This is a genomic window from Mycolicibacterium iranicum, from assembly GCF_002101705.1.
In the GTDB taxonomy this organism is placed as follows: Bacteria; Actinomycetota; Actinomycetes; order Mycobacteriales; family Mycobacteriaceae; genus Mycobacterium; species Mycobacterium iranicum.
On record NZ_LQPC01000002.1, the window covers coordinates 12,723 to 27,203 of the forward strand.

3 protein-coding genes are annotated in these 14,481 nt (G+C 66.4%); all 3 read left to right on the forward strand.

What is annotated here, in order from left to right; all coding sequences use genetic code 11:
- Positions 1-43: 43 nt before the first annotated feature.
- The 3 genes from AWC12_RS30470 (at position 44) to AWC12_RS00120 (ending at position 14,138) form a co-directional block, all read left to right on the forward strand.
- Complete coding sequence (locus tag AWC12_RS30470) at positions 44-10,903, forward strand: type I polyketide synthase (protein WP_110808534.1); 10,860 nt, start codon at positions 44-46, stop codon at positions 10,901-10,903.
- Between the two features lie 366 nt (positions 10,904-11,269).
- The gene (locus AWC12_RS00115) at positions 11,270-12,550 is read left to right on the forward strand and encodes an EAL domain-containing protein (protein ID WP_133057289.1); all 1,281 of its coding nucleotides are present in this window, start codon (positions 11,270-11,272) and stop codon (positions 12,548-12,550) included.
- Between the two features lie 442 nt (positions 12,551-12,992).
- Complete coding sequence (locus tag AWC12_RS00120) at positions 12,993-14,138, forward strand: PE-PPE domain-containing protein (RefSeq protein ID WP_165762743.1); 1,146 nt, start codon at positions 12,993-12,995, stop codon at positions 14,136-14,138.
- Positions 14,139-14,481: the final 343 nt, after the last annotated feature.

The following is a 14,481-nucleotide window of genomic DNA, read 5'->3' on the forward strand; positions in this document are numbered from 1 at the left end:
CCAACCCGATGACGAGGAGCACGCGGCATACGTCCCGGATCTGATGGGGTCGGCATCGGGTTTCGCGATCGTCGGCTATGCGGGGCGTTTTCCCGGGGCCTCGGACGCGGACGAATTCTGGCAGGTGCTGTGGGAGGGCCGCGACGCCGTGTCCGAAGTCCCGAAGGATCGCTGGGACGTCGATGAGTTTTTCGACCCCGAACCGGGTGCGCCGGGGAAGGTCGTGACCCGGCGAGCGGGCTTCGTCGATGACATCAGGGGTTTCGACGCGCCGTTTTTCGGGATGTCGGCGCGTGAGGTCCGGTTGATGGACCCGCAGCACCGGCTACTGCTGGAGACGGCGTGGCGGGCCATCGAGCACTCGGGTACCGCGCCCACCTCACTCGCCGACTCGAACACCGGTGTATTCGTGGGGATTTCCACCCACGACTATCTGGGCATGGCATTTGGCGAGCTGACGTATCCCGAAGTCGAGGCCTATCTGGGGATCGGAACGTCCAATGCCGCGGCGGCCGGCCGGATCAGCTACCGGTTGGGACTGCAGGGTCCCGCGGTCGCTGTCGACACGGCGTGCAGCTCCTCACTGGTGGCGATCCATCAGGCATGTCAGGCGCTGCGACTGGGGGAATGTGACCTCGCGCTGGCCGGCGGCGCGAATGTCATCCTGACCCCGGCGACCATGATCACGTTCTCCAACGCGCAGATGCTGTCGCCGGACGGCCGATGCAAGACGTTCGATGCGGCCGCCGACGGCTACGTCCGGGGCGAGGGTTGCGGCGTCATCGTCATCAAACGACTCGAGGATGCCCTGCGCGACGGCGACCGGATCCGGGCCGTGATCCGCGGCAGCGCGATCAACCAGGACGGCGCATCAGGCGGCTTGACAGTACCGAACGGCCTTGCCCAGCAACGGGTCATCGCCGACGCCTTGAAGCGCGCCGACCTCGAACCCAGCGACGTCGGCTATCTGGAGGCCCACGGCACCGGGACCTCGCTGGGCGACCCGATCGAGGCCCAAGCCGCCGGCGCGGTCCTGGGCGCCGGGCGCGAACCCGACCAGCCGCTGTTGATCGGTTCGGTGAAGACGAACATCGGCCACCTCGAAGCGGCGGCGGGGATCGCAGGGGTCATCAAGGTCATCCTGTCGCTCGAGCACGAGACGCTGCCCAAGCATCTGCACTTCGAGAATCCTTCGCCCCACATTCCCTGGGACCGGCTTCCCGTCGAGGTGGTGAAAGAGAACATCCCGTGGCAGCGCAACGGGAAGCCGCGGATTGCGGGTGTCAGCTCGTTCGGTTTTGCCGGGACCAACGCCCACGTCCTGCTGGAAGAAGCTCCGATAGTCCAGCCCGCTGAGGCGCCCCGGCCTGACCCCGAGCCGGTGGAGCGATTCGACGTGCTTCCGCTCTCTGCGCGTACACCCGCCGCCCTGGTGAAACTCGCCGACCAGTACCGCATTTGGTTGAGCGCGCACCCGGAGACCTCCTTGGCCGATGTGTGCTTCACCGCCGGGGTGGGGCGAGCCCATTTCGAACACCGGGCCGCATTGGTGGTCAGCTCGACCGGCACTGCCGGTGAGCTGCTCGGCGCGCTTGCCGACGACCGCCCGGCGCCTGGCTTGGTGCGCGGCTCCGCCGATCGCAGGCCGAAGACGGCGTGGCTGTTCCCCGGCCAGGGCAGCCAGTACCCCGGTATGGCCCGCGAGTTGTACGACACCGAACCGGTGTTCGCCGACATCATGGACCGGTGCGCGGCAGCAGTTGCCGACGTGCTCGAAAAGCCATTGCTGGACGTAATTTTCGGTTCGCACGACGACGACACGCTGCGGCTGACCACCTATGCTCAGCCCGCCTTGTTCGCCGTGGAGGTGGGCCTGGCCCGGCTCTGGCAATCGTGGGGCTTCGAACCCGACGTGGTGCTGGGCCACAGCGTCGGCCAATACTCGGCGGCCTGCGTTGCGCGCATGTTCAGTCTCGAAGACGGAGCGCTGCTGGTGGCCGAGCGTGGGCGCCTGTTCGGAAGTTTGCCCGCAGGCGGTCGGATGGTGGCGGTGTTCACCGCCGCCGAGCGGGTCGAGAGCCTCACCGACGAATTCCCGAGTCTGTCGGTGGCCGCCTACAACGGTGCCAATACCGTCCTGTCCGGGCCTGCGCAGGAATTGGAGCAGGCTGCTGCCCGGTTGACCGCCGATGGCGTGCGGTGTGAATGGCTGGACACCAGCCACGCGTTCCACTCCGCGCTGCTGGATCCGGTCCTCGACGAGTTCGAGTCGTATGCCGACCGGTTCACTTTCACTGCCCCACAACGAACCTTGATCTGTAACCGCACCGGTGCCGCACTCGCCAGGCATACGAAAATCGACGGTGCCTACTGGCAGCGCCACGCGCGGCAGCCAGTTGATTTCGCCAAGAGCGTGCGCACCCTCGCCGACCTCAATTGCAAAGTATTGCTCGAAGTGGGCCCGCAGCCGGTGCTCACCGCCGCAGCGCTGCGGGCATGGCCCGACCCGGCCACCGCGCCGCGGGCGATCGCGTCATTGCGTCAGAACACCGCCGATCGCCGTCAGATCGCCGAAGCTGTTGCTGACGCGTATGTTCTGGGCCACCTGCCTGACTTCGAGGCTATCCAGCGGGCGCCGGCGCGCAAGCTCGACCTGCCCACCTACCCGTTCCAGCGTCGCCAGTATTGGCTCCGCGAGCAGGAAGTCCGGCCCGGAAGACCCCGGCCTGACCGACGACGGAAAGTCCAGTCCACCAGCGACTCCCGCTACGAGATCTGCTGGGAGAGAGTCGCGGGTGGATTCCCGGCGGCCTCGGGTGCCGGTGAGAAAGCCGCCTGGGTTCTCATCGGTGACAACCCCGAGGTAGTTCAGCCGTTGGTCGACGCGCTGGCTGCGGGAGGGCACCGTCACCAGATCCTCGGACTGCCGATGTCCGATGCAGAGGGGCAGCGGCTCGAAGCCACGTTGCGCGCCGCCGAAGCCGACGCACCGACGCTGCGCATCCTGCACGTCGCAGCCGTAGCCGCAGATCGAGCGGCGTCGACGGAATCGCTGTTGCGGATGCAACACCGGGTGCTGGCCGGAACACGGCGTCTCTTCCGCGCTGCGGTGGCCGCCGAGCTTCGCTCGCCCATCTGGCTGGTGACCCGTGGCGCGCAGCGAGTCGCCGACTCGGACACCGTGTCGCCGGATCAGAGTTGCCTGTGGGGATTCGGGCGTGCGGCGGCCCTGGAGCATCCTCGGCTGTGGGGTGGGCTGGCGGACCTGGCTGTCGGCGATGTCGATGAATGGTCTCGGTTGATCCAGCGGATCGCGACGCCGGGCGGCTCGGCGCCCAGGGAAGACCAGATCGCGCTGCGCGATCAAGCGCTCTATGTTCCCCGGCTGGTGCGCTGCGATGGCCAGTCGAGCACTAGGTCACTCGAACCTCGCCAAGAAGCAACGTATCTGGTGACCGGCGGCCTCGGATCCATCGGGCTGGAGATCGCCGGATATCTGGCCGCCCGTGGCGCCAAGCATGTGGTGTTGACCGGTCGACGCGCGCCCAGCGATGCCGCGCGCCGGCGCATCGACTCGCTGAGCGAACAGTACGGCTGCGAATTCCGCGTCATCGCAGCCGATGTCGCCGATCTGCACGACGTCGCACGCCTGCTGGTCACCGTACAGGCTGAGCTGCCGCCGCTGGCCGGCATCGTCCATGCTGCCGGTGAGCTCGGTACCACGCCCCTGAGCGGCCTGACCGATGCGGAAGTCGATCGAGTCTTCGCCGGAAAGGTTTGGGGTGCCTGGCATTTGAGCAAAGCGGCCGCTGATCTGAAGCTCGACTTCTTCGTGAGCACCTCCTCGATCGCCTCGATATGGGGCGGATTCGGTCAGACCGCCTACGGCGCGGCGAACGCCTTCCTCGATGGGCTGGCGTGGCGCCTGCGTGAGCAGGGCGTCGCCGGTGTCAGTGTGAATTTCGGTCCCTGGTCGGCGGGCCTGGCCGATGCGGAATCTCGCGCGCTACTGGACCAGCGCGGCGTCCGGACCCTGTCGCCGGAAGGCGCACTGGCCGGGCTCGCCGACGTCATCGCGACCGGTTCCGCCCAGGGGGTCGTGGCTGACATCGACTGGTCACGTTTCCTGCCGCTCTATCAGCAGGCGGGGAGGCGGTCGTTCCTGGCCGAACTGGAGCGGGAGGTGCCGACCGAGGCGGTGGCGGCCGGGCGGACGGCGCTCGTCGATCGCCTCGCCACCGCGCCGGTCCAACAGCGCAAGCGGCTGCTCACGGACTATGTACGCGAAGCCGTCGCGGAGGTCACCCGCGTCGACGCCGCGGAGATCCGGGAGGACGCAGGGTTTTTCGATCTCGGCATGGATTCCCTGATGGCCGTCGAACTGCGACGCCGCATCGAGGCCGGATTGGGCGCGGACATCCCCGTCACCCTGGTGATGGATCATCCCCGGATCTCGGATGTGACCGAGTACCTCCTCGGCGACGTCCTCGGGCTCAATGAGCAGAGCAGGTCGACAACTCAACCGGCGTCCGAGCGGGCGACGCACACCGACGAACCGATCGCGATCGTCGCGGTGTCGTGTCGCTTCCCCGGTGCACCCGACCCGGAGGCGTTCTGGGAGGTGCTGTCCGGCGGTGTCGACGCCATCGGGGAGATCCCCGAGGACCGCTTCGACATCGACGACTTCTACGATCCCGACCCTGACGCGCCGGGTAAGACCTACACCCGGTTCGGCGGATTCCTCGACGGAATCGACGGATTCGATCCGGAGTTCTTCGGAATCTCGCCGCGCGAGGCGGTCTGGATCGATCCGCAGCAGCGGTTGGTGCTCGAAACGGTGTGGGAGGGGCTCGAGAGGGCGGGTTACGCGCCGGCCGCTCTGCGTGGGAGCCGCACCGGGGTGTTCGTGGGGGTGGCAGCCAACGAGTATGCGCATCTGCTTGCCACCGAATCGGTCGACAAGATCGAGCCCTACTTCATCACCGGCAACGCAATCAACGCCATCTCGGGCCGGGTCGCTTTCGCGCTCGGACTGGAAGGTCCGGCCGTGGCGGTCGATACCGCGTGCAGTTCGTCATTGGTCGCCGTGCATCAGGCCTGCCAGGCGTTGCGCTCGGGCGACTGTGATTTGGCGTTGGCCGGCGGGGTGAACGTCCTGCTGAGTCCGGTGACCGTGATCGCGGCCTCACGCGCCCGCATGTTGTCGCCCGCTGGGCGGTGCAAGACGTTCGATGCCTCGGCCGACGGTTATGTGCGCGGTGAGGGCTGCGGCATGCTGGTGCTCAAACGACTCAGCGACGCGGAACGCGACGGCGACCGGATCTGTGCGGTCATTCCCGGCAGCGCGGTCAACCAGGATGGCGCGTCCAGTGGTCTGACGGTGCCCAACGGGGGTGCACAGCAACGACTGATCGGGACGGCACTGGCGCGCGCCGGTTGGGCCGGCGCAGACATCGACTATCTTGAGGCGCACGGAACGGGCACCCCGCTGGGTGACCCGATCGAGGCGCAAGCGGCGGGCGCCGTTTACGGTGCCGCTCGTGACGCGAACCGGCCGTTGTTGATGGGATCGGTGAAGACCAACATCGGCCACCTCGAGTCTGCGTCAGGCGTCGCCGGCTTGATCAAGGTCGTGTTGTCGCTGCAGCACGAAACACTGCCGCAGAGCCTGCACTTCGACACCCCATCGCCCCATATCCCCTGGGAAGCACTGCCGGTGCGTGTCGTGGACCGCGCAATTCCGTGGCACGCCAATGGCAGGCCCAGGCGTGCCGGGGTGAGCTCTTTCGGGTTCACCGGTACGAACGCACACGTGCTGGTCGAGGAGGCGCCGCAACAACCGGCGATCGGCCTGCCCGAACCCGGCCCCGAGTCGACTGCCGACGAGGGCCCCAGGCCGGATGTGCAGGAGCCGCCTGCGGAGGTGTTGGCACTGTCCGCCCGGTCACCGGAAGCGCTGGTGCAGTTGGCACGTCGGTATGAGACATGGTTGACCACCCACCCAGATGTCGACCTCGCCGATGTGTGCCGAACCGCCGGGACGGGCCGCTCACATTTCGAACACCGGGCGGCGATGGTCGTCGACTCGGTGCGCCACGCCCGCGAAGTCTTGGCGGACCTCGCTCAGAACCGCATGCGCCCGGGGGCGGTGCGCGGCGAGTGTGCGGATCCGCCGAAGACAGCGTGGCTGTTCACGGGGCAGGGCAGCCAGTATCCGGGGATGGCGCGCGAGTTGTTCGAGACGGAGCCGGTTTTCGCAGAAACCGTCACACGATGCGTGGAGGCGGTCGACGGGATTCTGCCGCGTGGGTTGCTGGAGGTGATGTTCGCTACCGATCGTGAGAGCGGTAAATTGTTGCGGCACACCTCCTTTGCGCAGCCGGCGTTGTTCGCCGTCGAGATGGGCCTGGCCCGGTTGTGGCAGTCGTGGGGTATTGAGCCCGACGTGGTGATCGGCCACAGCGTGGGCCAGTATGCAGCGGCATGTGTGGCCGGGGTGTTCAGCGTCGAAGACGGTGCCCGGCTGATGGCTGAGCGAGGACGGTTGTTCGGCAGCCTTCCCGAGGGTGGGCGCATGGTCTCCGTCTTCACGAACGCCGGCCACGTCGAAGGGATTGCCGGCGAGTTCAGCCGGGTGTCAGTCGCCGCCTACAACGGCGCAAATACCGTGCTGTCGGGTCCGGGCGAGGATCTGGAGCAGATCGTCGAACGATTCGGCGGCGAAGGGATTCGCTGCACCTGGCTGCAGACCAGCCACGCGTTCCACTCGGAGCTGCTCGATCCGGTGCTCGACGAGTTCGAGTCCTACGCTGCGCAATTGGAGTTCGCGGTCCCGACGATGCCGCTGGTCTGCAACCGGACCGGGGCCGTGCTGACCGCGCAGTCGCCACTGGATGCGCAGTACTGGCGACGGCATTCCCGTCAGCCGGTGCAGTTCGCCGAGGGTGTGCGCACGATCGCGGCCCTGGGCTGTTCGGTGGTGATGGAGATCGGCCCGCAGCCGGTGCTCACGGGTGCTGCGGCGCAGGTCTGGCCGGAGCATCTGCCCCCGCCACGGGCGATCGCCTCGCTGCGCAAGAGTGTCGGCGACCGGCGGCAGATCGCCGACGCGCTGGCGGCGGCCTATGTCAGCGGCCATCGGCCCGATTTCGCCGCGCTGCACCAGCAGCCGGGTCGGCGGGTGGAGCTGCCGACCTATCCGTTCCAGCGCCGCCGCTTCTGGCCGAAGACCTCGGGAGTCGCCTTGGACGGCCCGGTGGGTTCGGGCATCTTGGGCAGCGCCAAGGAGCTCGCGTCCGGCGACTGCGTCTACAGCAGCCGGCTGTCGGTCAAATCGCAGCCGTGGCTGTCCGATCACGTCATCTACGGCACCGTCGTGGTTCCCGGCGCAACGTATGCCGCGATGGCAATGGCGGCGGTCGGTGCCCCGGCACTTGTGAAGGACCTCTTCTTCTACGAGCCGATCATGCTGCCCGAGAAGAGCTCTCGTGAGGTACAGCTGACACTGCATCCGGCGGAGAGCGCCCAGTGGAAGTTCCAGGTGCACAGTAGGCCCTACGGCGTCGCAGACGCGGAATGGTCCCTCAACGCCGAAGGTAACGTCGTGAGCGGCCTCAACGATTCACCGACCGAATCGGCGCTGGAGCCAGAACCGATCGACGACGCGCTGCGGCGGCTGAACCGGATGCGCCCGCAGGAGTTGTTCGAGACTTTCGCCGATCTGGAGTTGGCGTGGGGGCCGACCTGGTCGGGATCGTTGAAGTCGTTGTGGCTGGGTGAGGGTGAAGCGATCGGCGACGTCCTCGTGGGTCCGGAGCTCGCCGAGCAGCTGGGCACCGAGCCGATGCACCCGGTGCTGATGGACCTGTGCACCGGTGTGGCGTTCCCGGCGTTTCCGGCGCTTCTGGCCGCCGAGCAGGGTGTCAACGATCTGTTCCTGCCGCTGCGATACGGGCAGGTGTGGTTGCGGGAGAAGATGCCCCGCCGGTTCTACTGCCGCGCGAAGTGGCATGAGAGCGCCCTCGACAGCGAGACCCAGGTGTTCGATCTGGACTTTCTGGACCGAGACGGGCAGCGGCTGGGCGGGATAAGCGAGTTCACCGTCAAGCGCGCGCCCCGTGAGGCGCTGTTGCGCGGACTGGGCGGTGATGCCACCCGGCTGCTGTACACCCTCGGCTGGCACGAGGTCCCACCGTCGGGCCAGGACGAGACCACAACCGGCGGAGGGACCTGGCTGGTCGCCGGGTTCGACGAACTGGCCGTCGAACTGCCGGGCTGCACCGCGTGGGACCTCGCATCCGATCCTGAGCTGCTGGGCGAGGTGCTGTCGGCGGCGTACGAGCGCGGTCTGCCGTTCTCGGGAGTGGTCTGGCGCAGCTCCACGCCTCGCGTCGATGAATCGAGTGTCGATGCCTCGGTGCGTCTGGAGACCGAGATCGCTCATCTGCTCAGCGCGGTGCATACCGTGCAGGGTGGCGGCGTCACGTTGCCGGGCGGGTTGTGGATCGTCACTGAGCGGGCGGTGGCGACCGAGTCCGGGGAGCCGGTGGATCCGGTGCAGGCGGCGCTGTGGGGTTTGGGGCGGACCACGATCAACGAGGAACCGGCGCTGCGCGCCAAGCTCGTCGACTGCGACGGGACCCCCGAGGCTGTGCAGGTGCTCGCCGGCCTGTTGGCGACTCCGGTCGAGGAGCCCGAATTGGCGGTGCGGCAGGGGAAGTTGTTGGCGTCGCGGTTGCTGCCGTGGGCGCGTAGCGGTCACCTGAGCGTGCCGCGTGGCGGGGACTACGTCCTGGCGCCCACCGAACGCGGTGCGATTGACAACCTGCGGCTGACCGAGACCGACGTACCGTCCCCGGAGGACGGCTATGTGCAGGTGCGGGTGGAGGCTGCGGGGTTGAACTTCCGCGACGTGCTCAACGTGCTGGGTCTCTATCCGGGTGATCCCGGGCCGATCGGCGGCGACTTCGCCGGTGTCGTCACCCACGTGGGTGAGGGCGCCACCGGTGTGGAGGTCGGTCAGCGGGTCTACGGGTCGATGCAGGGGGCGTTCGCCAGCCGGTTCAACGTGCCCGCCCAGTTCCTGGCACCGATCCCTGACGGGGTCAGCGCGGTTGAGGCCGCGACCATTCCGGCTGCGGCGTTGACCGTGCGGTTGGCGTTCGACTGGGCCCAGCTCCAGCCTGGTGACAAGGTCCTCATCCACGCCGCCTCCGGCGGGGTGGGGCTGGCCGCGGTGCAGATGGCCCAGCGCTGCGGGGCCGAGGTGTTCGCCACCGCCAGCACTTTCAAGCGTGCGACGCTGCGCCGGCTCGGCGTCAAGCACGTCTACGATTCGCGCACCACCGATTTCGCCGACCAGATTCTGGCCGACACCGACGGTGCCGGGGTGGATGTGGTGCTCAACAGCCTGACCAGTGAGGGGTTCATCGAGGCCACCCTGCGGGCCACCGCCCGACACGGCCGTTTCGCCGAGATCGCCAAGCGTGACATCTGGACTGCCGAGCAGATGACCCAGGCACGCCCGGACATCGCCTACGAGATCGTCGCGCTGGACACGGTGATGTTCACCGATCCCGACCGCATCCGCGACCTGCTCACCGAGGTCTCCGAGGGCCTGGCCGACGGCCAATGGACGCCGCTGCCCGCCGAGGTCTACCCGCTGACCGAGGCCAGGGCGGCGTTCCGGCGGATGCAGCAGGCCCGCCACATCGGCAAGATCGTGGTGCAGATCCCCAACCCGCTGCAGCCCAAACCCGATCGCAGCTACCTGCTCACCGGCGGGCTCGGAGCGATCGGCCTGCACACCGCGGCCTATCTGGCCCAGCTCGGCGCCGGGGACCTCGTGCTGACCAGCCGACGCGCCCCCGACGCGGACACACAACAGGTCATCGACGACATCGTCGAGCGCTACCGATGCCGCATCCACGTCGTCACCGCCGACGTCGGCGAGGAAGCCGAAGTCGTGGCGCTGCTGGACCGGATCCGCACCGAACTGCCGCCGCTGGCCGGGGTGGTCCATCTGGCCGGCGTCCTCGACGACGCCCTGCTCTCCCAACAGACCGTGGAACGCTTCCGCACCACCCTGGCACCCAAAGCGTTCGGTGCGATCCACCTCGACCGGCTGACACGCGACGACGCGCTGGACTTCTTCGTCGTATCCTCCTCGGTGTCGAGCCTGTTCGGCTCACCAGGCCAAGCCAACTACGCGACCGCCAACGCGCTGCTCGACGGTCTGGTCGCCCACCGCAGAGCACACGGGCTACCCGCCACCGGCATCAACTTCGGACCCTGGGCCCAAGGCGGCATGGCGTCCTCAGACGCCGCGACCGCCAACATCAGCGCCCAAGGCCTCATCGCGCTGGAACCCTCGGCAGCGCTCAGTGCGCTGGCCGAAGTGATCGCCAACGGGACCGGACAGGCCACCGTGATCAAAGCCAACTGGCAGCGCGCGGCCAAGGTGCTCGGCGCCTCGCGTCCCCCGATCCTCGACCTCGTCCTGCCCAGTGCCGCAGGCGAAGTCACCGGCGACAGCGAACTACTCAAGCAACTGATGGACATCCCGATACCGCAGCGCGCCGGATTCGTCACCGAGTTCCTCCAACGCGAGGTCCAGAACTTCCTGCGCCTGGCCTCCCCACCCGCAGCAACCAGCCGATTCCTCGACCTGGGCACCGACTCGCTGATGGCCATCGAACTCCGCAACCGGCTACACAGCCAATTCGGCGGCAAATTCACCATCAACGCCACCGCCGTCTTCGACTACCCCACCATCGGCGGACTCGCCGAGCACCTCGTGAGTCAGCTGCCCGACTCAGAACCCCAGTCAGGCGCCACGGAATGGGTTGCCTCCTCGGAGTCGAGGCCGGAGCCGGCTGCCAAGTCAGGGGGAGTTGATCATTGACTTTCACTATGGCGGCAAGAGCCGGATAGCTGCGATCAGCGGAGATTTCATCGACATCAGCGCAAAGTCGCTGCTGCAAGGTCGGTTTCCCTGGCATTTCAGCGAAGCTCGACAATGGGTTTCGAGGTGAAACCTCTATGACGACGGACAGGAAAGCTGCAAGCGTCCGGATTCTTCGACGCAGGTCAACGAACGAATAGACCGGTGTCCGGCGCCATAGATACCGATTACGCGACATACCGACGCGCCGGAAACGTCTCTCGGCAACGAAGTCAGTGCGACACTGACGTTGAGCCGGCTTGACGACGCGAATCAGGACCGCATTGATGTCGCGCGGAGAGCCGCCTTCGCTGAAGAGGTTTGACGGTGCAAAGTCTGATCGCGGCGATGAACGCATCGCTGGATCCTGCGACTCTGATGCTCAGAGTCGCTGAACAGATGTGCCTGCTCGCTCCGAAGGCCGGTGGGGCGGCCGTCAGCGTACTGACTTCGGAGGACGAGTTCGTCGTCGTATCGGCACACGGCCTCGTGGAGTCGCTGCGCGGACTGTCGCTACCGCGCGAGGGGACATTGCAAGGCCGGGCCATAGCAACCGGGAAACCGCAAGTCAGCCTGGACGCTTGGAGCGACGTGTCGTTGATCGAGGAAGTCCGGGAGATAGGTAGAAAACTCGGGATCCAGTCGTTGATCGTCATTCCTCTGCTGCACCGCGGGGAAGCTATCGGCGCGCTGTCGCTCACCGCGGCCGACGCCTATGCATTCAACGACCGAGATGTCGCCGCCATGGAGGCGTCTGGACGGTTCATCTCAGCCCTCATCGGCGCGCATGCCGAGATGTCCTCGCTTCTCGACGATTTCCTGAGTGACCCCAATTTGTCAGGCCGTGACGCAACCGCCCGCTTCATCGGCGCGGTGCTGTGGCCGGAGTTGGCCGAGAATGATGACTTGCATCAGCGCCTCGACGACTTGATGACCACCCCGACGAACTTGAGTACCGCTTTTCAACCCGTGGTGGATCTCGACACCGGCTCAGCTGTGGGGTTCGAAGCGCTGAGCCGCTTTCCCGAACACTACGGACTGGCGCCTCGCAAATGGTTCGACATTGCGCGTCGGCTCGGCCGCAACCTTTCGCTGGAGGTCGCCGCGCTCGAGCGCGCACTGGCAGCCGCAGCCGACATGCCAGCCGACTGCTTCATCGCAGTCAATCTGAGCCCCCTGACAGCGATGGACCCCACCGTCCAGGAGATCCTGCTCGGGCAGACGGGCCCGCTCGTCGTGGAGATCACTGAGCACGAACCGTTTCCGGAAACCCTCGCCGATAGCTTGAAACCTCTGCGCGACAATGGTATTCGACTTGCGATCGACGACGCCGGAGCGGGCTTCGCCAGCTTCACGCAGATGCTTCGTGTGCGACCCGACATCATCAAGATCGACGGCACTCTCACCGCGGGGGTGGACAACGACCCCGTCAAGCGCGCACTCGTGTCGGCCGTCGTCCGCCTTGCGGAGGAGCTGGACGCCGTGACAGTGGCAGAGGCAGTGGAGGGATCTCGACAAGCGCATGCACTACGTCAGCTCGGGGTGCGGCTCGGCCAGGGCTACCTCTTCGGCCGTCCGGCCGTGCCGTCCACCAGCGGCGGGCGCTGACGATACAAGCCGTAGTGGTTGCGACACCTGTCAGCTTGATACCGGGTCAGACCCCTGGAGCGCTCGGGAGGCTGCGCAAGGGATATCCCCCATTCCGTTCTTGGCACTTTCCCGCCTATAGTTGCTCAACCGAAGTTACTGCCAAAGGGAAATTCTGGCCCGGCGGTCCGCGGCGGGGGACAGGCCATGAACTCTTCGCACTGTCGACGCACCATCCGGCCCTCGCAGTCGTGTCATGGTTATCCTCGACAGGGCAAGCTCCTGTTGATTCGACGACACGGCAGGTGTCGAGGAGACAAGAGCCCGCATTTGCTCGGTAGTTTGCAGGGTCAGTCGGGGGACGACGCGTTCAACTTCTACGGGGGGTCACACAATGGGTAGTCATGCGCAGCGCGATCATCGATCCATCGGCCAGGCGAAGCGGACTGCGTTAGGGCTTGCCGTGAGCGCAACTCTGGTGCCGCTCGTCGCTGCACCTCATGTCAGCGCAGCGGTGGTGCCCGTGGTGCCCAGTCCGGCCACTGTGCTCACGGTGTTTCCGTGGGAAGGGTCAATGGAGGACGAACTTCAGGGAAGCCTCTGTTCAGCACCCAACAACTGCCAGCGGGTTGATCAATTCCTCTGGGATCCAAGTGGACTCGCGACCATCGATGCAACCATCGATGCCACGCCCGGCACCAAGGTGGTGTTCTCCTGCAGCGAGGGGGCACGGTCGGTCACGAGATGGCTGAACAAGCACGCGGGCGACGCCGATGCGCCGTCGCCGGACGAGCTTTCGTTCGTGATGATCGGCAACCCCACCCGACGATACGGCGGGTCGGACAGCGATGTCATGCCCGAAACGCAGTACCGGGTTATCGACATCACGCGCCAGTACGACATGGCCTCTGATTTTCCTGACAACCCTTTGAATCTGATTGCCCTGCTCAATTCCTTGGCGGCGTTCACAGTGATCCACACCGACTACGAGAACGTCGACATGTACGACGACGCCAACATCGTCTGGGAAGAGGGCAACATCACCTACGTCTTTGTGCCTACCGAGAACCTTCCGCTGCTCGAGCCTCTGCGGCAGCTGGGGCTCACGAGTTTGGCCGACGCCCTCAACGAGCCCCTGAAGAAGATCGTCGAGCGAGGCTACGACCGGTCCTACCTGCCTGCGCCGGAAAGCGCGCCTGCGGACCCACCGACACCGTCCTCTGCCGTGGCTTCCCATGAGGTGGCAGCGATTGCCGAGCAGAAGTGGGGACGGCGAGGCGCCGGCCGCGCCGGATCGGTCACGATGAGCACCGTCGCCGCCGCATCAGAGTCGTCCGCCGACGACGACACGCACGTCGAAGACCGCCCCGCGTTAAGGGGGCGCAAAACCACCAAGAGCAGCATCAGCGAGGACGAGAAGGTGGCAGCGCAAGGCCCGGTGGAGAGCCTTGAAGCGGAGTCCACCACGGACCTCACTGCAGACCACGACGAAGATGCCGACCCCGCCGTCAGGGCCGGCAGCCGAAAGGGCGGCCCGACAGCAGCGGCGGACGACGGGGAGAGGGCTTCCACCGATGACGATTCCCGTGACGACAATAGCGACACCTAGCCGCAGGGTCTGCTACGGCATCACTCATGTGATGCAAAAGCACTGCGACAGCAAAGTTTTGACCCAGACTCGGCGCTAGTCTCCTCGAGCAACCCCTCTGGGTTGCACGTTGGTGACGTCGCGCAGGAGGAATTCTGCCGCATTGTCGATCTGCGCTCGCGGTGTCGTCCTGGTGGTGCGGACGTCCGGCTGCGCTGACCCTTTCCAGAATTGGGCCGGCACGTTTCCCTCATGCCCTGCGCGGCGAGGAGCTTCCCCTGTGCGGCCACAGTATGCAGGAGTAGCCGGCGGCGGTCTTGGTGCCCGAAGTACGAATTTCTGCGCAATTCTTCGCCATGGCGAG

Coding starts and splice junctions, on each gene's coding strand:
- AWC12_RS30470 (WP_110808534.1), top strand. CDS start 44: ATGGGGTCGGCATCGGGTTTCGCGATCGTCGGCTATGCGGGGCGTTTT.